The sequence below is a fragment of the Steroidobacter agaridevorans genome, assembly GCF_009932555.1.
GTDB lineage: Bacteria > Pseudomonadota > Gammaproteobacteria > Steroidobacterales > Steroidobacteraceae > Steroidobacter > Steroidobacter agaridevorans.
Genome location: NZ_BLJO01000014.1, coordinates 29,764 through 52,795 on the forward strand (window position 1 = coordinate 29,764; position 23,032 = coordinate 52,795).

18 protein-coding genes are annotated in these 23,032 nt (G+C 63.0%); 6 read left to right on the forward strand and 12 right to left on the reverse strand.

The window, feature by feature from the left end:
- Window positions 1–14: 14 nt before the first annotated feature.
- From GYH35_RS33805 to GYH35_RS33840, 8 genes are all read right to left on the reverse strand, one after another.
- Window positions 15–1,664: a hypothetical protein gene (locus tag GYH35_RS33805; RefSeq protein WP_161830689.1), complete on the reverse strand. Its 1,650-nt coding sequence runs from the start codon at window positions 1,662–1,664 to the stop codon at window positions 15–17.
- A 22-nt stretch (window positions 1,665–1,686) separates the two neighbouring features.
- A complete protein-coding gene (locus GYH35_RS33810; RefSeq protein WP_161816418.1) occupies window positions 1,687–2,982 on the reverse strand; it encodes a conjugal transfer protein TraF in 1,296 nt (431 codons plus the stop codon).
- 98 nt (window positions 2,983–3,080) lie between these two features.
- The gene (locus GYH35_RS33815; protein WP_161816419.1) at window positions 3,081–4,388 is read right to left on the reverse strand and encodes a peptide MFS transporter; all 1,308 of its coding nucleotides are present in this window, start codon (window positions 4,386–4,388) and stop codon (window positions 3,081–3,083) included.
- Window positions 4,385–5,383: a dipeptide epimerase gene (locus tag GYH35_RS33820; RefSeq protein WP_161830690.1), complete on the reverse strand. Its 999-nt coding sequence runs from the start codon at window positions 5,381–5,383 to the stop codon at window positions 4,385–4,387. The genes GYH35_RS33815 and GYH35_RS33820 overlap by 4 nt, the downstream gene beginning before the upstream one ends.
- A 12-nt stretch (window positions 5,384–5,395) precedes the next feature.
- A complete protein-coding gene (locus GYH35_RS33825; RefSeq protein WP_161830691.1) occupies window positions 5,396–7,324 on the reverse strand; it encodes a serine hydrolase domain-containing protein in 1,929 nt (642 codons plus the stop codon).
- Between the two features lie 2 nt (window positions 7,325–7,326).
- Entirely contained in the window at window positions 7,327–9,897 is a 2,571-nt protein-coding gene (locus GYH35_RS33830; RefSeq protein ID WP_161830692.1) for a TonB-dependent receptor domain-containing protein, read from the reverse strand.
- Between the two features lie 95 nt (window positions 9,898–9,992).
- A complete protein-coding gene (locus tag GYH35_RS33835; protein WP_161816423.1) occupies window positions 9,993–11,033 on the reverse strand; it encodes a FecR family protein in 1,041 nt (346 codons plus the stop codon).
- Window positions 11,020–11,556: an RNA polymerase sigma factor gene (locus GYH35_RS33840; protein WP_161816424.1), complete on the reverse strand. Its 537-nt coding sequence runs from the start codon at window positions 11,554–11,556 to the stop codon at window positions 11,020–11,022. The genes GYH35_RS33835 and GYH35_RS33840 overlap by 14 nt, the downstream gene beginning before the upstream one ends.
- Before the next feature lie 145 nt (window positions 11,557–11,701).
- On the opposite strand from GYH35_RS33840, the gene GYH35_RS33845 reads away from it, so the two are divergent.
- Window positions 11,702–12,388, forward strand: coding sequence for a DUF3313 family protein (locus GYH35_RS33845; protein WP_161816425.1), 687 nt, complete (start codon window positions 11,702–11,704; stop codon window positions 12,386–12,388).
- A gap of 1 nt (window position 12,389) precedes the next feature.
- On the opposite strand, the gene GYH35_RS33850 is transcribed toward GYH35_RS33845, so the two are convergent.
- From GYH35_RS33850 to GYH35_RS33860, 3 genes are all read right to left on the reverse strand, one after another.
- A complete protein-coding gene (locus GYH35_RS33850) occupies window positions 12,390–13,907 on the reverse strand; it encodes a phospholipase D family protein (protein WP_161830693.1) in 1,518 nt (505 codons plus the stop codon).
- Between the two features lie 81 nt (window positions 13,908–13,988).
- On the reverse strand, window positions 13,989–15,155 hold the full coding sequence (locus tag GYH35_RS33855; RefSeq protein ID WP_161816427.1) for a sensor histidine kinase: 1,167 nt from the start codon (window positions 15,153–15,155) through the stop codon (window positions 13,989–13,991).
- The gene (locus tag GYH35_RS33860) at window positions 15,145–15,735 is read right to left on the reverse strand and encodes a response regulator (RefSeq protein WP_161816428.1); all 591 of its coding nucleotides are present in this window, start codon (window positions 15,733–15,735) and stop codon (window positions 15,145–15,147) included. Before GYH35_RS33860 ends, GYH35_RS33855 begins: the two co-directional genes overlap by 11 nt.
- 93 nt (window positions 15,736–15,828) lie before the next feature.
- Between GYH35_RS33860 and GYH35_RS33865 the strand changes: the two genes are divergently transcribed.
- The 5 genes from GYH35_RS33865 to GYH35_RS33885 all read left to right on the forward strand — a co-directional run bounded on the left by GYH35_RS33865 (window position 15,829) and on the right by GYH35_RS33885 (window position 22,317).
- A complete protein-coding gene (locus GYH35_RS33865; RefSeq protein ID WP_161816429.1) occupies window positions 15,829–17,103 on the forward strand; it encodes an efflux RND transporter periplasmic adaptor subunit in 1,275 nt (424 codons plus the stop codon).
- Window positions 17,100–17,783: an ABC transporter ATP-binding protein gene (locus GYH35_RS33870; RefSeq protein WP_161816430.1), complete on the forward strand. Its 684-nt coding sequence runs from the start codon at window positions 17,100–17,102 to the stop codon at window positions 17,781–17,783. Before GYH35_RS33865 ends, GYH35_RS33870 begins: the two co-directional genes overlap by 4 nt.
- Window positions 17,783–20,218, forward strand: a complete 2,436-nt coding sequence (locus GYH35_RS33875) for an ABC transporter permease (RefSeq protein WP_161816431.1) — start codon at window positions 17,783–17,785, stop codon at window positions 20,216–20,218. Before GYH35_RS33870 ends, GYH35_RS33875 begins: the two co-directional genes overlap by 1 nt.
- A gap of 147 nt (window positions 20,219–20,365) precedes the next feature.
- A complete protein-coding gene (locus GYH35_RS33880) occupies window positions 20,366–20,809 on the forward strand; it encodes a DUF2231 domain-containing protein (RefSeq protein WP_161830694.1) in 444 nt (147 codons plus the stop codon).
- Between the two features lie 92 nt (window positions 20,810–20,901).
- Entirely contained in the window at window positions 20,902–22,317 is a 1,416-nt protein-coding gene (locus GYH35_RS33885) for a DUF1963 domain-containing protein (RefSeq protein ID WP_161830695.1), read from the forward strand.
- 266 nt (window positions 22,318–22,583) lie between these two features.
- Here the strand turns inward: GYH35_RS33885 and GYH35_RS33890 are convergent, their stop codons facing one another.
- A complete protein-coding gene (locus GYH35_RS33890; protein ID WP_161816434.1) occupies window positions 22,584–22,823 on the reverse strand; it encodes a hypothetical protein in 240 nt (79 codons plus the stop codon).
- Window positions 22,824–23,032 lie beyond the last annotated feature (209 nt).

Consider the following 23,032-nt stretch of genomic DNA (forward strand, 5'->3'; position numbering starts at 1 on the left):
CTCACGATCTCAGATCACATCTGGCCGAAGCGCTCGAGCAACGACGCTTTGCACGTCGCATCGCTCGTCGGCACCGAGCCTGCCGAGAAGCCGGCCGGCGCCAGGCCGCTCCAGTTCTCCAGGTCGTCGCCGAAGTCGAAGCGATAGTCGAGGCCGGTGGCGTTGGTGCCGACCGCCTTGAGCAGCATCGAGCGCGCACCGCCGGCAATGTTCAGACTCAGCGTCAACGTGTGATCGTCCAGCAGGCTCCAGTGACCGCCGACCAGCAGCGCACCGTTCGGATCGCTGCTGCTCGTCGTGTCGAAATCGCCGTCGTCGCCGCGATAGCGCACGCAGACTTTGATCTCGCCCGAGCGAGCGCCGTTGGCGCCGGTGACGAACAACAGCGCGTCGCCCTGCTCATCCGGCTTGTCGAGGCTGACCGAGAACGCAGTATTCACGAGGGCTGCGAATGCGGTCGCGGCTTCCGCCGGGATCGTCGCGCTGGCGCTGATCGAATTGGAGATCGGATCGAAATCGAACTGCCTGTCGACCAGCTTGGCAACGTCAATGTCGCTCATACCCAGCCCGGTGAGATCCGTGCCCAGTCCGCCCGGCGTAATCTGCGCGCGAGCCCAATCGTAGAGATCGGGCAACTCGGGATCGTTCGGATTCTGCAACGCACGCTCGGCGGCGATTCGCTGCAGTCGCAGGATGGCGGCCAGTTCTTCCGGCGTCGCCGAGCCGTTCAACGCGGCGAGCAGCTCCTCGTTCAACGCGATGATGTCCGCCGTGTTCTGTAACAGCGGCTGGATCAAGGCTGGATTGGGGAGTTGGTAGCTGCCGGGCATGATTTCGCCGGGATTCACCGCAGTGAAGATTGCGCGGCGCGCGAGCTCTTCCAGCGCTTCGGCGGAACCGAAGGTGGACTGGAAAATTCCCGAGCCGGTGTCGATACCCTCGATGAGCTGCGCCGACATGGCAATGTAGCTGTTGGCCCAGACACTGCTTTCAATGTCCTCGAAAGTCGCGGCCGGCAGGCTCAGTTCGGCAACTGTGCCAAACACCTGCGAAATGATCACTGCCGCCTGCGCGCGAGTCATCTGCCCGGCGTTGTCGAACGGATCGCTATTCAAGCCCGTTGAATCCAGGATACCTGCCTTGATGAGCGCATCGAGCTTGGCCTGCGTGGCGCTCCCAGCATCCGCGACCATGCTGGTCTGCGGCGTCACCAATCGCAAATCGTCGCGATCCAGATCGCTCGAGCGCAGGCTCAGCATGCCCTCGAACGGCAGCTGGGTGATCGTGTCGTAGCCGCCGGTCACGCGAATGACCACTTCGGCGTCCGCAGCAATCCCGCCGCGCAGACAGAACTGAGTCAAGCCGCCAGCAGCACAATAGTCCGTGCCGGTACGATGGTTGTAAGAGAAATAGCCGTCGCTGTCGGTCAGCGCCCGCGGCTCGAACGCATCGAGCTTGCCGTTCGCGTTCTGATCGACATACACCGTCGCGCCGGCCAGATAGCCGTCGATCGCACGGGCATGAAACACTCGGCTGCTGGCGCCGCCGTCGCCGCTCGGACCGGTGCCGACGTCCTGCGTGCCTTTGCTGCCGCCACCGCACGCCGCCAGTCCGATCATGCTGCTGGCGACCGCACCCGCCAGAATCTGTTTGCGAATTTTCATTCTGATTATCTCCATGCCTTGATCAATAGCTCATTTCGAAGCCGAGGTTGAACGCTGCCGTTCTCGGCACGGAGCTACCGTCGATATCCGTCGATTCGAGGCTGCACGACACGTCGAAGTGCACGGCGCCGAAGAAAGTGAAGCCCAGCGATGCGCTGCTCAGCTCGCTGCCGGCCAGGTTCTTGCGATAGCCGACGCGCAGGTCGGGCAGCCAGTTGGTCTGCGTCTTGTAGCCGAGCGCGACCTTCGCGTTCTGGTTGAGATCGCCGACCGGATCGTGCACGTCGTTGAGATCGACGCTGGCCGCGAGCGAGCCCCTGCCGGAGGCGAAGAACAATGCGCCTTCCACCGTCGCCAGGCGCTCCAGCGTCCAGGTCTCGTTCAGAGCGATGCGATTGCTGAAGTACGCAGCGCTGAAACAGTTGTACTGCGCGCTGCCGCTGAGCAGTTCGCAATTGGCGCCGATCGCGCCGTACTCGAAGTCCGGCTCGGTGAGATTCGCGAGCGTCACACCGACGCGGTAGTTGTCGGCGTCGTAGATCGCGCCGATATCCACCGTCACGTTGCTCGACTTGCGCTCGTTGGCGTCGTAGCTGTCTTCGAGCACGTCCTGGACGTCCTCGTCATCCTCGATGGATTCCAGCGCGACCACTTGCTTGCTGAGCTTGGCCTGCAGATAGCGCAGGCTGCCGCCGACGATCACGCGCCGTCCGGGCTGCTGCCAGACCGGCCGGCTGTAGCCGAGCGCGATCTCGTTCACCTGACCTGCTTTGACGTACGCCGCCGAAGCCGTCTCCACCTCTTCCGACACCGAGTTATAGGTCAGCGGAGCATCCAGCAATCCCAATCGCGCCTGCGCGCTGAGGTTGGCGTCGAGCGTGAACACGCCCAGGCTGCTGCGATAGAGCATCGGGAACAGCGGCACCTGCACGCCGCCGTGCACCTTCACGTAACCGTCGCGGCTCAAAGGATCGAGGATGGCGTTGAAGCGCTCGACCAGCGCATTGCCTTCGGACAGCGTCAGATCGTCCCGGTCCAGCGCGTCGGTGAGATCGTCGATCTCATCGGAGAAGTTGTCGACCGGCCCCACCTCCATGCCGATGCCGATCGAGCTCAGAATACCCATGCGGAACGACGCGTCCGGCGCAATGGCGAATTCGGAGCCGGCCGGATTGCGTGTCGCGTACAGCGAAGTCCACGCGCCAGAAGCGCCGTTGTCCGAAAGATTGGGCCCCGCATCGACAAATCCCGGCGCCGCGAGGGACGCGCACGAGAACAGAGCCGCGCCAACTGCGGCTGCAATACCGACACTCTTCACTGAAAGACCTCCGCTGCAATCGTTCTGATTTTCGTCGCCTTACAAACGGCAGCGACTGCACCGAACTGAAGCGAAGGGCAGGTCCTTTACTGGATTTTCTAGACGCCAGTCACGCTGTCCCGGCGCGCTTGCGGAAACTCCATCGATTGCGACTCAGGGAATTCCGTAACGCGCCTTCCGATGACGAGCAGCAGCACCGCGGCCAGCCCCGCTACGCCACTCATCAGCACGAAGAACCCGCTCGCGCCCATCGAGGTCCAGAGCGAACCAAGCACACCCGCCAGCAGGTTTCCACCAAACGAGCCGAGAAACCACAGCGCCATCACCGTCGCCGCAAAACGTCGCGGCGCCAGCTGGCCGAACAATGCGAGGCCCGTCGGCAGGATGAATAGCTCGCCCGCTGTCAGCAGAAGCACAAACAGCGCTGCCCACAGCCAGCTCACTGCACTGGCCTGCACGCTGAGCACGAGCGCCAACATGAGATAGGCCGAAGCCACGAGCGCCGCGCCTATCGCCATCTTGACGAGTGGCGATGGATCGCGCCCGCGCCGGGCAGCTCGAGTCCACGCGATCACCAATACTGGCGTCAGCAAGAATACAAACATCGGGTTGAGCGATTGAAACCAGGTCATCGGAATCGTCAACTCCGCCGAGATGCGTCGATCCACGCCCTGGTCAGCCCAGATCGCAAAGGTGTTGCCGATCTGTTCGTACGCACCTCGAAACACCACGACGACCAAAGCAATGCTCACGAGCAGAACGATCTGGCGCGTCACGTCACCCGATCGCTCTGAGACGCTCTGGGCGGCCGCGCGTGGCGTATCCGGAGGCAGATAACGAGCACCGCCCACATAGATGAGCAAACCAAGCAGCATGCCTATGCCCGCCGCACCGAATCCGTAGTGCCAGCCGTAGAGCTCGCCCAAGGTGCCGCAGATCAGTGGCGCGAAGAACGCGCCAAGATTGACGCCTGCGTAATAAAGGTTGTACGCCGGTCCGCGGCGCGGATCCTGCGCCGAGTACAGGCCATGAATCTGACTGGGCAGATTGGGCAGGAACAATCCATTGCCGAGTGCGATCGTGGCCAGCGCCGGCAGAAACAATGCCTCCGAGGCCATCATGAAGTGCCCCACCGACATGATCGCGCCACCGGCGATCACAGCGCGCCGAGTGCCCAGCCACCGATCAGCGATGTATCCGCCGGCGATCGGAGTGAGATACGCGCATGCCGCGTACAGCCCATAAATCAGCGACGCATTCTCCTGCCCGATCAACAGCTGTTTGGTCATGTAGTAGACCAGCAGCGTGCGCATGCCGAAGAAGGAGAACTTCTCCCACATCTCGGTCAGAAACAGGATCGCGAGTCCTCGCGGCTGACCGAACCATGTGGCCTGAGGCGTGCTCATGCGCGCGTCACAACCGGGTTGCCCCATAGCGATTCCGGACACGAGATGTGTCCATCTTCATAGCTCACGCCGGGCGAGCGATCGTTGGCCAGCACCAGCGGGCCATCGAGATCGACCAGATCGCACAACTGCGCCAGCAGGAACCCCGGCGCCATGGCGAGCGAGCTGCCGCCCATGTTGCCCACCATGACTTTGAAGCCCAGCACCTTCGCGACGCGCGCCATCGCCAGCGCTTCGGTCAGGCCGCCGCATTTGTCGAGCTTGATGTTGATCGCATCGAAGCGGCCCACACAGCGCGGCAGATCCGCCAGGCACAACACACTCTCGTCGGCGGCGATGGGAATCGGCGATTGCAGACCGGGCAAGCCGTCATCCAAGGCCGGCGGCACCGGCTGTTCGATCAAACGAACGTCGGCCGCGATGAATGCCGGCATCACCTGCCGCAGCGAGTCCATGCCGAAGCCCTGGTTGGCATCGACTCCCAACCACACATCGGGCCGCACCGCGCGAACCGCCCTCACCCGCTCGGCATCGATCGGCTCACCGGTCAATTTGAGTTTCAGAGCACGCGCCTGCGGATAGGTGCGCGCGAGTTGCGCCATTGCATCGGGATCATCCGCTCCCAGCGTATACGTTGTGATTTTGGGGACCGGCGCCTGCAGCCCGGCGAGCTGCCACGCAGGCTTGCCTGTGCGCTTCGCCTCGAGATCCCAGAACGCACAATCGAGCGCGTTCCGAGCACCGCCCGGCAACAGCAGATGAGCGAGCATGCTTCGGTCCGCGCCCGCGGACAGCACCGGCCGGATCGCGTCGATCTGAGCGATCATCCGCTGCGGCGATTCGGCTCGATAGTAGATGCCCGCCGCTTCGCCTCGGCCCACATGCTCTCCCTCCCGCAGCTCGACCACGATCACCGGCACTTCGATGAAGGTGTAGCCCGTGATGCGAACCGGCGCCCGCAGCGGCAGGCGCTCCACTCGAACATCGATTTCCATGCAGACTCTCGACTAATAGTTCACGCCGGAAGCGATCACGTTGTAGGCGACGGCCATCCACAGGCTCACATTCATCGCCAACACCATCGCGAGCGCCCATACCTTCGCGTACCAGCGCCGCTCACCGCGAAGCACACGTTTCGCGTGCCAGAGAGCGGCGATCACTCCGCCCAGCAGCGTGACAATGGAAAGAACGCGCAGCGTCCACAGCCAGGTATCGAACTTCTCCGACAGATTCGACAGGTCGGACATCATCGTGCCGATGGTCGCGATCCACGCCAGCCACATAGCGACAGTTGTAATGGCAGCGATTCGCAACCACCGATAGGCCTTCGCGTCTGCTGCGGAGCGCGTGTCCACCATGCCGTAGCGTCGACGCATGAGTGCACCGAGGGGCCATGCGACGGCTGTGGCAACCATCGCGATCAGTGAAGCGAGAAATGCAGGCGTCAACCAGCTCGCTCTCGACGGCGCAGGCCGCTCGAACATCATGAACGGCGAGACTTCGTCGAACGAAAATCGTGCGACCGCTCCATCTCGCACTTCCGCCGACAGCAATCGCGGGCTGCCGTCGAGCTGCCACACGAACGGCTGCACTTCACGCCAGCGTCGTGGCTGGCCCGAGCCATTGCGAACCATCGACACGCCGATCGTGCCGTCGCGATAGTCGATCACGTCGATAGCGCCGACCAGATTGAGCAGGCTCATGAAACTGGACTCGGAGCGCCGCGAGTTGACGTAGTGTCCGGCCATGAGTTGCGCATGCTCCCCCGCCGTCTGCTCATCGACCCCGGGGCCGGCGCTCCACTCCGGGACCGGCAGATATCGATTCGCAAACTCCTCGAACAGCTCGATACGCATGTCGATCGCGGCCATGCCCTTGCCCATGCTGTTGCACGCGACGAACATGCCGACGCCGTCATCGATGTAGAGCCGCAAATCGCTGTGGAACCACTGCGTGTCGCCGCCGTGTGCGATCACGCGCCGGCCTTTGTAATTCGCCTCCCAGAAGCCGAGGAGCATGCGATCCACGCGAGGCAGAATGGTCAGCGGCGTTCCGTGCATCAGCTGAGCCGTTTCCGCTCGCAGAATCTCGGCCTCGCCCAGCCTTCCTTGATTCAGATGCGCCAGCATGAATTTCGCGATGTCGGTCGCAGGCGCCGACAGAGCGCCCGCGGGCGCGAGGCCGATGATCTCGAACGGACGCGCAGGCCCGGACGCCGCGGCATATCCTTTCGCCATCCTCGGTTGCAATTCACTCGGCAGCGGCTGACGAAATGTCGAGCTCGTCATGCCGAGCGGACCGAGCACATGCGTGTCCATGTAATCTTCCAACGGCACGCCGGAGATTCGTTGCACGATGTAGCCGGCCAGCGCCGTCGCGTAGTTTGAATACGCCGGCGTCGTCCCAGGCGCGAAGATCCGCTCTGGCGTCCAGCGCTTCAGCAGCGTTTCAAACTTCGGCGCCGTCGCGGGATCGTATGCCACCGCGTTCTTCAACTGCTCTTCAAATCCCGGCGTGTGCGTCATCAGGTTGCGCACAGTGATGGGCTGGCCATCGAGCGGCGGGATCCGGAAATCGAGATACGAGTTCACGTCGGCATCGAGGGATACCTGGCCACGCTCGACCAGCTGCATCAGTGCCGTCCACGTGAACAACTTCGAGATCGAGCCCACGCGCATCAATGTACGCTCGGGGTCCATGGGCTCGTGTGCCGCGAGGTCGGCATAGCCGAAGCCCCGCTGCGTCAGGATGCTGCCATCTTTAACCACGACGACGACCGCACCCGCGATGTCTCCTTGCTGAAGCGCATACGGCACGAACCCATCGAGCCAGGCATCGACGTCGGGTTTCGTCAGCTCGGGCGCCGGATCGGCGAGTACCGTAGACGCGCATAGCAGGGCCGCCGCGAGGGCGGCCCTCTTCAACCGTGCGAGCACGATCAGAAGCTCACATCGACGCCGAGACCGTAAGTCCTTGGCTGCAGGATGCTGACGTTCGCGGGACCGCCAAACAAGGACGTGCCCGTGATCGCCGACAGCTGACCGCGCTCGTTAGTGACGTTCTTGCAGTAGAGCTGGAAGCGCGTGCCGCCCAACGTGAGGCCGGTGCGAAGATCGACCACCGTGTAGTCCGGCAGCTCGTACTGTGGCATGCCGGTGCTCAGATCGAAGTTGGCGTGTCTATCGTCGACGTACCGTACGGTGCCGCCGGCGAACGCGTCGTAGCTGGCCAGGCCAAAGCGATACTCAGCCGACAGCGCCGCCGTCACTTCCGGTGTGTCCGGCAACGACTCGCCTTTCACACCACCAAGATCCGGGGCGTCCGCCGCGAGCTCCGCATTCGTATAGCCAAACGTACCCATCACGGTCAGATCAGGCACCGGCAGCGCCGTCAGCGTCATCTCCACGCCTTCGCTTTGCGCTTTCGCGGCGTTGGCAATCACGCCCAGACCGTTGCGGATCGCGGTGATCTGCATGTCTTTCCAATCGACGTGATACACGGCGATGTCCGCGTTGAAGCGGCGGTCGGCACTGCCGAACTTGACGCCTGCCTCGTAGCTGGTGAGCCGGTCGTCATCGAACGTCGGATCGGCCATGGGCTCGCCGTTCAGATTGTTCACCACCGCGTTCGGGCCGCCGGGGCGATAACCCGTGGCGAAGCGCAGATACGGCATGAAGTTGTCGTTCACGCGATAACGAACGTTCGCAAGATAGGTCGGCACGCTGTCGCTGTCCCGACGCACCGGCACCACACCCACCAACAATCCCGAACCGAGCTGTGCTTGCTGCTGCTCGTTATGGGCATAGCGAACGCCGCCTGTCACATCGAGCTTGTCCGTGACATGGAAAGTGATGTTGCCGAACGCAGCGTATTCCTCATACTTGCTCGGGATCGTCAGGGTGAGGAAGTTCACGGGCGACGGCGCGCCGGTCGGGTCGAACGGCAGCAGTTGCTGGAACTGCTCGCTGTCCTCCTTGGTGTAGAAGCCGCCAATCAACCAGTCGACGACCGGGCCGGTAGCAGACAAGCGCAGCTCCTGTGTGAACTTGTCCGTATCGGCATTGCGAGCCAGGCCGATGGCGCTGAAGGCGCTGGGGCCGCCGAACGCCGGAACGTACAACGCCGAGAAGTCGGTGATGGCATCGCTGCGCACCGTCTGATAGCTGCTGATCGAGGTCAGGGTGGCGAAGTCGAACGAGTACTTCACCGTGGCGCTGGCCAGACGGAAGCTCTGCTCGAAGGTTTCTACCATTGCGCGCCGCTGATCGAGCTCGCCGTCGATGGCGACACCGGTGGTGCGATTGAAGTCGGCTGCGATCGAGCCGTCGCGGTCGATATCTTGCGCAAATGCCGTGACCCGCACCGACAAACGATCGGTCGGCGCAAACAGGAAATCGACGCGACCGCCGTACATGTCCGCCGCATCCACGTCTTCGTCATTGAGCGCGACATTGTCGACGTAGCCGCCGTTGTGGGTATAGAAGCCGCTGGCACGCAGCGCTGCCTTGTCATCGGCAAGCGGAATGTTGACCGCGCTCGCTGCGTCGTAACCCACACCGCCATCCTGCGTGCTCGAAATATTGGCTCGCACGGTGCCGCTGTACGCCGTGGTGTTCGGAACATTCGTCACGTACTTCACCAGGCCGCCCATCGTGCTGGCTCCGTACAAGGTTCCTTGCGGGCCGCGCAGAATCTCGACACGGCTCATGTCGAACAAGCCGACATCCAGCGCCAGCTGCGCACTCGATGTGAACGCGGTGCTCGAACCGTAAGGCACGTCATCCACATAGATACCGACGGTCGGCGAGACGTTGTAGCCGCTTGTGATGCCGCGCAGATTGACTTGGGTCTGACCCACGCCGCTGCTGGTGAAATTCAAGCTCGGTACCGTGTTGGCAAAGTCGACGAACTGCGTGGCGCCGAGCGCCTGCAGGTCGCGGCTCGTCATCGCCGTGATCGACATGGGAATGTCCCGCAGACGTTCCTCGACCTTCTGCGCCGTGACGATGATTTCTTCGAGCGCCGCCGCTTCGTTCGACGGAGCCTTGCCCGGCGGGCTGTTTTCAGCCGGTATGCCGCCACTCACGACGGGCGGTTCCGCCTGCGCGAGCTGCAACGACTGGGGTGAGACGTCGGGCGGCAGCGCCAGGCTCTCTCGCGCCGTGGTCACAGCACCCGACTTCTGTGTCAGCTCTTGCGTCGTGACGACAATATATGCGCGATCGTTGAGCGGCCGATACGTCAGGCCCGTGGGAGCAAGCAACTCTCGCAGCGCCTGCTCGGCGGAGTAGTTGCCGTTGAGCGGGCCCACCATCGCGTCGCCCTTCACGGCATCGCTGAAGCGAACGATCTGCAAGCCGGTTTGTTGGGCGAGATCCTTGAGGGCCACATCCAACGTTTGTCGGGGAATGTGCAGGTTATGCCGCAAAATGGCGGCGTTGGACTCCGCCGCCAGAGAAACACTCACGATCCCGACACAAGCAAGCGCCGATGCCACGCCGATCCGCATGATTTTTCTCCCCGCCCCTGTTAAGCATGAATGTATGGGCAGGCAGAAGACTGGCCGAGGGTTCGATTCCTCCCCCCGTCGTGCGCACGGAAATTTCATCGAGCGTGCGTGCCGATGACGATCCCTGCATCGGTCCGAGTGATGCTGATCTCGGCGCCGCTCTCACGGATGAACGCCAGCAAGGTCTCCGAATCGGTGGCCTCGAACACGCCGCTGACCTTGCGAGCGGCAAGCTGCGCATCGTCGATGCTCAGCTGCACACGATTGTAGCGATTGAACTCCTGGATCACGTCGGCCAGCGTGTCGTTTTCGAACACGAGCTGACCTTGCGCCCAGGCGAGCGCGCGCGTGGTGTCGACGACTCGCACCGGAGCCACGGCGCCGGAATCCTGCACCGTCACTTGCTGTCCGGCCGTTAGATAGATCTCAGCGCCATCGGCTTGCGCCTTGGGAGAATCGGTCACCGCCACCTTCCCTTCGGCGACAGTCACAACCACGCCTCGCGCTCCGCTCTCCACCCCGAAGGCGGTGCCGACTGCGCGCACCGATGTTTGATCGGCGCTGACCAGGAATGGCCGCTGCGGATTCTTGGCCACGCGAAACAGCGCGCGCCCGTGTTCGAGCTCGACTCGACGCAGCTTGTCCTCGAACTTCACTCGCAATCGGGTCTCGGGCTCCAGCTGTACGACCGTGCCGTCTTCGAGCATGACCTGCCGTCGCTCGGCCAGCTTCGACTCGAGCACATCGCCGCGAAGGCTCAACGCGAACCACGCACCGAGGATTGCGATCAGGCAGCTGCTTGCGGCGATTGCCCAGGTGCGGACTCGCGAGCGAGCTTCGCGATCGACGTTCGATTCCTCGGGCGCACGCTCGTCGACATCGCAAAGGTGCACGATATTGTCGGGCGCCTCGGCGCCACCGACCTCCACCTCATTCCAGAGCTTGAATCGCTCCAGCGAATCGTGAACATGCGCGACGCGCAGAAATTCCGCGACATGCAGCGGCGACTCACGCAACCACTCGGTGAACAGCTCACGCTCGGACTGCGAGACTTCCGTCGGCTTCTGGATGCTGAGCCGATTCCACCACTGGGTTGCCTCGTGGGTGGCGCGGGCGCGCCGGTCATTCGTGTCCATACTGGAGCGCTCTGATCAATTCGTCGTTGAGCTCGCGTCGCAATTTGCCGTAGCTCTTTTCGAAGTCACGCCGCACGATCCGAAAAGAAACATTGAGCCGGATTGCGATCTCCGCCTGGCTCAGGCCCTCCTCGAAATACAGCTTCAATATGGCGCGCTCGCGCGGTGACAACGTGTTGAGCGCGCGCAGGATCTCCCGCTGCGCGGCCTCGGAATCCAACGCCTGCTCCGGACTGTCTTCGGCCGCCAGCGATGCGAGCCAATGGGGCTCGTGGAGCAGCCGGTTGCTGGAGCGGATGCTCCACTCCGCAGCGACGTTCGACGCCATCTTGAACAGGTACGCCTGCGGGTGTTCGACGATCTGAGCCGCGTCATAACGCAGCAGGCGCAGGAACACCTCCTGCGCCACATCGTCGAAATCGGCGGGACGCACGGCGTTGCGGCTCGCCAGGAATCGACGCAAGGGGGTCCGCCAGCGGCGAAACCACTCCACCAGTCGATTCTGTGGGTCAAGGTTGGACATAACTCGTGCGCGCCCGGGGCACAGTTCCGGTGCGTTTAAGACTGGGCGACAGTCTAAATCCTCCCCCCTCCCGCCGCCGAAATCGGCACGCTTTCAATCCCCTTGCACGGATGGATCGGCCGGGGCTCGCGCTTATAACGGGCCGATGAAGCCACTCCATCCCTCCCTGGCCCTGCTGCTCTCGGCGACCGCTGTTTGCGGACTCGTCGCCTGCCAGACCACGAAGCAGTCTCCCATCGATGAGCTGTCAACCCAGGAAGGGCTGCAGCGTGCCGAGGTCAAAGGCGTGGATGCGGTCTATCGGCGGCCCGGCGCGAACCTGACTCCGTACAACAAGCTGCTGGTGCGGCCGGTCTACGTCGAGTTCAGCAAGAACTGGAAGCCGGATCAGAATTCGGATCTGTACCGGATGAACGAGCCGGATCGCGAAAAAATCCGCCAGGAGCTGGCGCAACTGTTCGCCGAGGTCATGGTCAAGGAGCTGCAGACCGAGGGCGGTTATCAGCTCGTCACCGAGCCGGCGGCCGACGTTCTCGAAGTGCGGCCCGCCATCGTCAATCTCTATATCACCGCGCCCGACGTCTCCATGCAGACCGCCGGACGCGTGCGCACTTTTACTGCCGACTCCGGCGAGATGACGTTGATCGCGGAGCTGCGCGACTCAGTCACCGGCACATTGCTGGCCAGAGCCTTCGATCGACGCGAAGATGACGGCATGATGTGGCAATGGACCACTTCGGTGACCAACAGCGCCGACGCACGACGCATCATTGCCAGCTGGGCCGACACGCTGAGGAACGCGCTCGACACAGCGCGTGGTAAACAAACCTGATTTACAACTGCGCGTCGAGATGGAACGCGCGGGCGAACCAGGCCTGAAAGCGCCGGCCGAGCGACGCGTCCGGTTCTTTGTCGAGCCGCTCCCTGCCATCGCTCCACGACATCTTCCCCTCCTCCAGCGCCACATGCCACGCATGCTCGCCATCGGTTTGTTTCTGGAAGATCTGTTCGAGCTGCTGCGCCAGTACGTCGTTCTCGACGAGCACGCCTTGCTCGCAGTTCAACCAAGCGGAGCGCGGGTCGAGGTTGTAGCTGCCGACAAAGAGCGTCCGGCCATCCACGGCAAGCGCTTTGGTGTGCAAGCTCGCGCCGGACGATCCGAAGAAGCTGGAGTCGGCCTTGCTGGCCGCCAGGGGCTTCAACTCCCAAATCTGCACTCCCGCTTCGAGCAATGGCTCGCGATAACGCGAGTAACCGCCGTGCACGGCTGCCACGTCGTTTGCAATGAGGGAATTGGTCAGCACGCGCACGTTGCGTTCGCTGCGAGCAGCGCTGGTCAGCAATGCTGTGCCGTTGTCGCCGGGGACAAAATAGGGAGAGATGATCGATAAGCGCGTCTGTGCCGCCTGCGCTACGGGCACGAGCGCGGCTGAAACCTGCGCGCGCTTCGCGTCGCGTTCTTTCATCGTGACTTTATCGGGGTCGTCCGCCACGAATTGATATTTGCGCGCCCACTGCATCGGCCAATCGCCCTCGACCATGCGGTTGATCGCATCGTTGGCTCGCAACGCCCGGGCATACGGGCTGTCTTCCGCCCGTGCTGCCTGCGCGGCCAATTTCGGCCGCAAGCGGTCCAACGCCTCGATGCTGACCTTGTCGGGATCCAGCGCTTGCATCGGATACGCGGAAGGCGAATTCCAATATTCGTCGAACGACGCCGACGCCTGGCGCACGACCGGGCCAATCATCGCGAAATCGAGATCGACGAAGTTCACCTCGTCGCTGGCGCTGAAGTATTCGTCACCGATGTTGCGGCCGCCGACGACCGCGAGCCGGTTATCCGCGATCCAGCTCTTGTTGTGCATGCGTCGATTGACGCGCGAGAAGCTGCGCAGACCCTCTGCGATCAAGCTGAGCGTTCCTCGCCTCGATGCGAACGGATTGAACGTGCGGACCTCGATATTTGGATGCGCCGAGAGCGCGGCAATCGCATCGTTGTTCCGGCGCGCGTCGACATCGTCCAGCAGCACCCGCACCTTCACTCCACGGTCCGCGGCCAGGAGCAGTTCGTTCGCGAAGAACATGCCCGTGAGATCGGCATGCCAGATATAGCTTTGAACATCGAGGCTGCGCTTGGCCATGCGCGCGGTTTGAACTCGAACGACAAACGCTTCGGTGCCTTCGACGACCAATCGAAATGCCGATTCCTCCGGATGGCTCGCCTCGACGGCCGCGGTCGCCCGATCCAGTGGCGCGTCGTCAGCGACCGCCAAGGCGATTTCTTCGGCGATGTGCGGGCGCGGATCGAGCTGAGCGCAGGCAGCAAAGTACGCCAGCACGGCTGCTGCCACTAAGACTGCCAGGAAGCGTTTGATTGGAGGTGCGGTACGGCTCATCGCTCAGCCGTAGGATAGGGGGACACGCGGCCGAGATCAAAAGCTCAGCACGAACATCGCCCCTCTTTCCAGCGGCCGGACGTGGCGCACGCGGCCGCCCATCCCGAACATCAGCTGCCGGACCACCGTCAGCCCGATGCCCTGACCGCCCTCGCGAGTGCTGAAGAAAGGCAGAAAGATCTGCCGCTCCAATCCGGCCGGTACGCCCGAGCCGTTGTCGCGAACGCTGATCTGCAACCGCCCGCCACGGCTCTGGCGCGCCAGCACCCACACCTGCGGCTTGAACTGCTCAGCCGTCGCCTGCTCCGCGTTATTGATGAGCGCCAGCAGCACCTGCTCGAGCTGCCCTTCGTCCGCCATCAAGCGCAACCCCGGCGAACTCACTTCGAATGAAATCTCTCCACCGCGCGCCGCCCATGTTTGCGCCACTGCCTGTTGCAGCCGTTTGAACAGCGCGGCCAGGTCGACGGGCGCCAGCGTCGGCTGCGGCCATTGGCTGACCTTGCGATAGTTGTTCACGAAGCTCGATAAGCTGTCGGCACGACGCGCGATCGCATCGAGTGCAGTCCGCAAGTCGGCCTTGCCGTCCGGCTCGCTCAACAAGCCGCCAGCCGTTTCGCTGAGACTCTTGATGGGCGTGAGCGAGTTCATGATCTCGTGCGTCAATACTCGCAAGAGCTGCTGCCACGCATGCAGCGATTCTGACTCCAGTTCCTGCTCCAGCGGCGTCAGCGCAATCAACGTCTGCGCCTTGCCTTCGACCGCCAGCACCTGACGCTGCAGTTGCCAGCGCTCGCTGCCTCTCTCGGTGTCCAAAGTCACGGGACCGTTGCGCTCGCTGCTACGTAATAGTTGATTCACAACGTCGCGATCACGCACACCGCCCGGCGCCGACAGGCGGCGAGCGCGACTGGTCAAAGGCTCGAGCGCCTGCTCTGTTTGAATCCAGGCGGCGACCGGCAAATGTTCCAGCTGAACCTGCAACGTCGACAATCGCCGTGCATCCGGATGCGGCGGCGGTTCGGGCGCGGGCGATGCCGATAAACGTGATCGCGTGAGTGGCCAGAGGCCCGCGAAAGCCGCAAGCACCAGCACCGAAGCGGTGATCCACGTGCGTGTCGAAGCATCCGCTGAAGCGGCGATGGCTCCGGCAGCAAACAGCAGTGCTGCGCCGATCAGAAGTCGCGACTTCTCAAAGGCCATACCTTTCCAGGCGTCGATATAGCGCCGCGCGTGACAAGCCGAGCGCTCGAGCGGCGGCGCTGAGATTTCCCTGCGCCTCTGCCATGGCGGCGACCACGGCGGCTCGCTCTTGCTCGGCCAGTGGCCGCAGCGGCTCGGTTGGTTTGGGGGGTGGCGCCGGCTGCCCATCGCGCGTGGCCTGCGATCTCTGCAACGCCTCCGTGCAAGTGGCGATCAGACGCACGTTGTCCCACGGCTTGGTGATGAAATCGAAAGCCCCGCGCTTGATGGCTTGTACCGCCAGATCGATATCGGCGTACGCGGTCAGCACCACCACCACCGGCGGCGTGGTCCGGCCACAGACATCCGCCAGTAAACGCAGGCCCTGCGCGCCATCGGTGCGGCCGGGACCGAAGTTGAGATCGAGCAGCAGCACCGCCGGCTGCAGCCGATCGAGCGCCGCAAACAACTCCGCTGGCCGGCGCAAGCACACGACGGGCGCGACTCGTCGCTGCAATAGCAGCTGAGCGGCGATCCCCACATCGGGATCGTCGTCGAGCAGCAGGATCGATGGCGACGGCGTATCGGACACGACGCGCATCTTCGCAGCCCGAGTCGGCCGCGCGCCAGCGCAGTGTTCGAAACCGGACAGGGGGCTTGGCTCGAGCGAGCCTCCGGTCGCAGGCTGCGCCCGATGCCCCTGAAATCGCCCCTGCATGCCGTCGATCCGAGCGCCCTCCACAGCGGCGCTTCGATGGACCGTCCGCTGCCGATGACGCCTCCCTGGCAGCGGAATCTGCGACATCTCGCGATCGCCGTGGTCGCGGCGATTGTCATTGCCGTCCTGTTCTGGCAGCGGCCTTCGCAGCTCCAAGTGGTCGACGTTCCGCAGCTGGCGAAGGTGGTTGCGGGCGAATTCCGGGACGAGCTGGCGATACGCGCCCGTGTCGAGCCGATCCGGTCGGTGCTGCTGGATGCGGCCGAGGCCGGTCGTGTGGAGGCCGTCTTCGCACGGGAAGGTGAATGGGTGGAGGCCGGCGTACCGCTCTATCAGTTGCATAGCCCCGAGCAGGAGCAGCTCTTGTTGGAACGAAGCGCGGAGGTCGCGCAGCAGATCGCCAATGTCTCGGTACAGCGGAGCGAGCAAGCGGCGAGTCTGGCGCAAAGTCGACGCGAGCTTGCGCAGTTACGAGCGTCACAGCAGCAGGCGGAGTCGGAATATCGACGCATAGCCAAGTTGACGCATGACGGATTCATGTCGGTGGCGGCGCTGGAGCAGGCGGAACGTCAGCACGCGCTGGCGACGCAATTGCTGGAACAGGCCCGGGAAGACCAGCGCTTCGAAGCCGAAATCCGCCAACGCTCGCTGGATGAGATGGCGCGCGCTGTGGAAGGTCTGCAACGCGGACTGCAACTGCTCGAGCGTGCACGCGATCGTTTGACTCAGCGCGCACCGACGGCAGGAAGGTTGAGCGGCTTTCGTTTGCAGGTGGGCGCGAGCGTCCGGCCCGGCGATCGCCTCGGTCGGATCGATGACGTGAGCGGCGGGATGCAGCTGGAGGCCGATATCGATGAGTATTATCTGCCGAGATTGGAACCGGGCCTGCAAGCCAACAGCACCATGGGCGTGCTGAAACTGATGCAGACGCTGCCCCAAGTTCAGGATGGCAAAGTGCGCGTGCTGCTGCAGTGGCCGGACGATGCTTCGCCGCCTCCGAATCTGCGTCCCGGACAAACATTGGAAACACGCTTGCAACTCAGCCTGCCCTCGACCGCACTGATTCTGCCCGACGGCCCAGGCGTGCAAAGCCAAGTCTATGTTCGCGACGGCGAGCAACTCGTCCGTCGCAATGTTCGTCTGGGTCGGCGTGCCGCCGGCCAGGTCGAAGTGCTGGCGGGCTTGCAGCCAGGCGATGAAGTCCTGATCTCCCAACCTCCAGCCGATGCCGCGAGGCTCGCATTGCCATGATCGAATTGACGCAAGTCACCAAACGTTATCGAACCGGACAGGTCGAGACCACGGCGCTGGACCGGATCGATTTGCAGATCGAAGCCGGCGAATACGTCGCGATCACGGGCCCTTCGGGCTGCGGCAAATCGACGTTGCTCGGCCTGCTCGGCTTGCTGGATGTGCCCACGAGCGGCAGCTACCGGCTGCAAGGCGAAGAGGTCGCCGCCCGCTCCTCACGCGAGCTCGCGGCAATCCGTCGCGGCCGGATCAGTTTCGTCTTTCAGAGTTTCAATCTGGTCGATGAAATGACCGTGCATGACAACGTGCAGCTGGCGCTGCGCTATGGCGAGCTGTCGGGGAAAGCGCAGCGTCAGCGCGTCGCCGAAGTGCTCGAACGTCTGGGACTGAGTCATCGCGCCGATCATCATCCGAGTCAGTTGAGCGGTGGCCAGCAGCAGCGCGTAGCGATCGCTCGCGCCATTGCCTCGCGCCCCGCCCTGCTGCTGGCAGACGAGCCCACAGGCAACCTCGACAGCGCTCATGGCCAGGAGGTGATGCGGCTGCTACGCGAACTGAACGACGAAGGCACGACGCTGGTGATGGTGACACACAGTGCCGAGCATGCAGCGCTCGCCTCACGCGGAGTGCGATTGCTCGACGGCAGAGTGTTAGTGGACACGTACGCGGACCAGCTCTGATGAAAGCACTGTTGCTGGATGCCTGGCGCGGCGCCCGGAGTCGAAGCGCATCGACGTTCGCAGCAGTCAGCGGCCTGATGGTTGCGATGGCTGCGTGTTCGATCGTGGCGCTGCTTGCCGTCGCGCTCGCCGAACCGGATCCGACCATTGCCGATCCCGAACGCATTGTGCTGCTCGATATGAAAGGCAATCCCCCGGGCCAACCGAGCCCGTGGTTCACCGGTTCGCCCCTGTCGTTCGGCACGATGTTGAAGGAACGCCGCGTGCCGCTGGATCTCATCAGTCGCACCAGCGCCAATGGCCTGGACATCGATATCGAGGGCCGGAAGCAATCGGCGTTGCTGTTGATCGCCGATTCGGATGTGGTGCCGTTGCTGAGCCTCACTTCATTGCGGGGCGATTTGCAGAGCACGCTGACTCGACGAGACGCGATCGCGATCACTCTCGATCTCATGCGCAAGCTGTGGGGAGATATTTCACCGGAGCAGGCCATCGGCCGGCGCATCGATGCACGTGGCGGCGTCTACACCGTTACCGCAGTCATCCCGGATCCCGATCCGCGAACGCCGCTTGGCAGAGCGAATCCGATGGTCGGCAATGCCTGGGCCATGGTTGGTTTCGACTCGCCGGCGAATCCGATGAGTGAGCAAGAGCTCGCGGCGATCTTCGCAATCAACGGTCGCGTGTTTGCACGCTTGCGCCCGGAAAGCTCGGTCGATCAAGTGGCCGGCTGGATGCGCGAGGCGTTCAAGGCCAATCCGCTGTATGCGCAATTGCCTGCGGACTGGAAAGCTGGCCGCGAGGCCGCCTATTTTCGCGGCATCACGCTCGCTCAGTTACCTTTCGAAGGCGCCGGCAATGAGCAGCGCTGGCGATTGCTCGGGACCGTCGCAGCCGCCAGCGCGCTCCTGCTGCTGATGGCCGCGTTCAATTGTATGAATCTGCAGACCGCCACCTTGCTGCAGCGACAACGAGAAACAGCATTGCGTCGAAGTCTCGGCGCAGACGGTCCGCAGCTGGTGCGACTGTGGAGTCTCGAAGTTCTGATATCGCTGCTGCTGGCCGCTACGGGTGCTTTGTTGATCGCGTGGTGGGCGACGCCTGCTGTCGCAACTTGGGTGGGCCTGCCACCGGAGCAATCCGTTGCCGATCCACTGCCATTGCGCGTCGTGCTGGGGTTGGCCATCGGTGTGCTCGTGTTGCTCGCACTCACAATTGCGTTGCCTGCATCGATGGCTCTGCGCCAGCCGCCTGCCCCGGCTCTGCAAGGTCGCACCGCCAGCGAAGGCCCGTGGGGACGTCGCGTTCGTCAGGCTCTGTTGACGGTTCAGCTTAGCGGCGTCGTGCTGCTGCTCTCACTCGCCGGCGTGCTGACTCAACAGCAGCGATATCTGCTGAGCCTGGACCGCGGCTTCGACACTCACAACCGCTTGTGGCTGGGCGTGATGGTGGATCCGGAGGCCATTCCCAGCATGAGCGCCTTCACCGCCGCGCTCGATCGTCATCCGGCGATCAAGAGTTGGGCATTCAGCAATGCTCGACCCGCCGGGGACACCGAGGGACCGAACGAGTTGCACGTCAGCCGCTCGCAGCACAGGCAGGTGTTGCGCGTGACGACTGTTTCGCCGGGTTTCTTCTCGACCTACGGCATGACGCTGCTGGCCGGCACACCGACGCTGGGCACAGGAGAAGCTCACGTCGCGATCGATGAGAAAGCCGCGCGTTTGCTCGGTTTTTCCAATCCACAGTCCGCGATCGGCGAATTGATTCGCGGTGGCGGCGGCTTCCTGCAAGAAGGCTCCGATGTAAGACGCGTCGTCGCTGTGGTGAAGAGCGTGAAGCTCGAATCCGCACGCGATCCGGCACTACCGCAAGCGTTCCTGCTTAGTGACAAGCCTCAGTGGGACGTGACGGTCCACGGCAATGACCTGACGACACTGCGCCAGACACTGGACGATCTATGGAAGGCCCACGGCCCGCGATTGTTATATGACATCCAATCCGTCGACGATCAGCTCGCTTCAGTCTACGAACAGGAGCAACAACTGACCACGATGCTGACTGCCGTCGCACTGCTATCGGTCGGTGTCGCGATGCTCGGTGCTTACGCACTGATTGCCGATACGGTGCGACGACGACGTACGGAGCTCGTCCTACGACGACTGCACGGCGCCGACGACGTCGCGATCATCCGCCAGCTAGGCCTGGAATTCGTACCGCCGCTGCTCGTTGCCGCCGTGATCGGCTTGCCTCTCGCAACGTGGCTCGGCGGGCGATACCTGGCCGGCTTCGTCGACCGCGTCGATATGGGCGTCGGCTTGGTCATGCCGTTGGCGATTGCCGGCGCGGCGACGTTGTTTGTTACAACGCTAGCGACGCTTAGACATGTGCGGCAGGCGCTGGCGATTCAGCCGATCGAGGCGTTGCAGCCCTGAGTTAGCTGCCATGCACCAGCAACTTTCGATGCACTGAAACGTTTCCAGGGCGTAGGCCGCGTCGGACATCCATGGTCGTCCCGGGCGGCAAACCGAGGAGCTTTCTATGAGTACGCGCATCACTGTGGCCGGGCACCCCACCATGCCATGCTCGTGACCGTCCCGATCGGGTTGTGGGTCTTTTCGTTGGTTTGTGATTTCGTGTTCGTCTACACCGGCGACACCCGCTGGGCGGTCACGGCCTATTTCACGTTGGCCGGAGGAATCGTCGGCGCCTTGCTCGCCGCCCTGCCCGGCCTGATCGACTTCCTGGGCCTGCACGATGAGCGAGCACACCGAGTCGGCACGTATCACTTGGTGCTGAACCTCGCCATCGTCGCCGCGCAGGCCGTGAATTTCTGGCTGCGCCTGCAAGCCGATGGCGACGCCGCCGTGCTACCGCGAGCGATCTCCATGGTCGCCGTCGCGGCGCTGATCGTCTCTGGCTGGCTCGGCGGTCATCTGGTTCATGTCCTCGGCGTGACACAACCGCAGGCTCACGCAGCAGGTGAGGTCGCAGGACGTCACGATCGATTGCATCCGCGAATGTGACTTAATTGGCGCCTCGCTGAAATAGCAAACCCGCCGCCGACTCCGTCATAATGCCCGCCGCCGAGTACAACAACAGCGGCGGGAGCGGCGGCATGGATATTCGCAAGGCGTTCGAGATCATTCGCAATTCCATCCTGCGAATGGCCGGCAAGGATCCAGTGAGCCCAACGCCCTCGCTGGAGAGTCTGGCCAGACGCTTGTCCACCCCACTCGTGCCGCCGGCGCCCCCGGCCGAGCCGGCGGATGTCCCGAAATTTCTCGAACCGCGAATGCGTCCCGCGGTGATCCTCAGACGCTCGGGGCTGCCGGTGCGCGGCAATCATCCGGCCCGTTCTTTTTTCGGCGGCCTGCCACGACTGCCGCCGGAACTCTCGTGGCCGGTAATCGATGTTCACGAAGGCACTGCCAGCCCGATGTTCATCGCGCAGATCGATCTGGCCGAGGCGCCATTGCCGCCGGACACGCCGATGCCCCGCTCGGGCACGCTGTTCATTTTCTACGATGCCAGCAACGACGCACCGAATGACGATGAGGCGGTGGTGCTGTATCACCCGTGCGCCGGCAACGAGTTTCCCGAGCGACCGCCCACGCATAGCGTGCAGTTCTGGCTCGATGGCGGCTGGCAATGGCTGGAGCCCAGCGACGATCCACCGCGCGGCATCGGCTTCAAGTATCCGATCGAGTTCGTCGCGTTCACTTCGTACTGCGACTACGTCGGCGCCGAAAATTACAACCCCCTCGACCCGATCGAGACGCCGGATGCGCGCGAGCTGCTGTTGAACGAGCTCGAGGAAAAGCTCGCGCACGAGCGCGTGGAACCGTGGCCTGGCTACTTCCACGAGGCCGTGAAAGCAGCGGGATCGCAGTGGCTGTTCGTTTGGGGAGTGATTCTGCACAGCGCGCGCGGCGTCTATCACGAAATCGATACGATTTACGACTTCAAACTGCGCAACCAACCTCCTGAAGTCCTCGCCGAGCTCGCTCGCCTCAAGGAGATCGCGGCATCGTGGGTTCAACGCGCTCGCGAGCACGCGATCTCCGAGCCTTGCGACTTACAGACGCAGAAAGAGTATGACCAGGTCTGGAAATCTCTCGAAGCCGCGGCGCAGGCGCTCCAACGCAAGAAGTTCTACCTCGACATCCGAAAGTATCCGGCCTCTGCCACCCATCTCGTGTGCAATCTGTGCGCCACCGAGTCCGAGGACGCGCTGGCAAGAATTCCTGAGAGTTTCCGCAAATGCCTCGAAGCCGAAGCGCGCTGGGACTTTCAAAAGGACCCGCGCAGGCTGACCCGGCCCCGTGCGATTCATCAGATGCTGGGCTACGGCGAGTCCGTGCAGAGTGGCCCCCTGGAGCACGACAGCGACGTGCTGCTGTTTCAAATGAAAGGCGATGTCGGCCTCGAGTGGTTCCAGAACATTGGCTGCGTACTGCAGCTGTGGATCACGCCGGAGGCGCTGGCCAAGCGCGAGTTCGGGAAGGTGCGCATGGGGTTGGAGTGCGACTGAGGAACGAAAGCGGTGCTTGTGATATCGCGCGCTCGTTGCGGTTGAATCGGAAAGGCGGTCTTTCTACTCAATCGCGAACATCCCAACGCCGAGCATCGACAAACGATAAGACTACTCGGCCGGCAAAGCGCCCAGCCCGAAATAACAAACTCGCTGCCAGCATCGCCGACAGCGGGATTGTGTTTTGAAGGTTGGTAGCGGGAGCGGAATTTGGACCGTTCCGCCGTTGGCGCAGTCGGTGCGGCTAAGTAGCAGCGATGCCCTAGCTACCTGGTCGATGGGTTCTTTCGTCGCCGCTCAATCTCGTCCACAAGCTCATCAACTGTAGGGCTTCCGAGAATGTCATCCCGCTCCGCCGTGTAGTCACCCCGGCCCGGATCGAACTGCTGAAGGAAGCGCGCCATGCCCACAGGTCCGAGAGCTTTTACAAGCGCCTCGATGCCCGCTTGTCGCAACTCCGGCAGAGTCGCTTTGCCGCCATCAATAACTTCTACTACGGCGTTCATGGTGCGATAACCTCCGAATACCACTTTGCGGGATTCTCAACCCGCAACGCAATTTTGTCTTGGTGCCGGACCGCTCGATTGCGTAAGCGATCGTCGGTCGTCAACAGCGCCTCAGCTCCCCCACTCTTCAGCGGATTGCGTCCCGGGACGTGGTGTACGAGTGAGGCGTGACCGCTGAAGCGGCGGTCACCGTGAGTCTTGATAGAGTT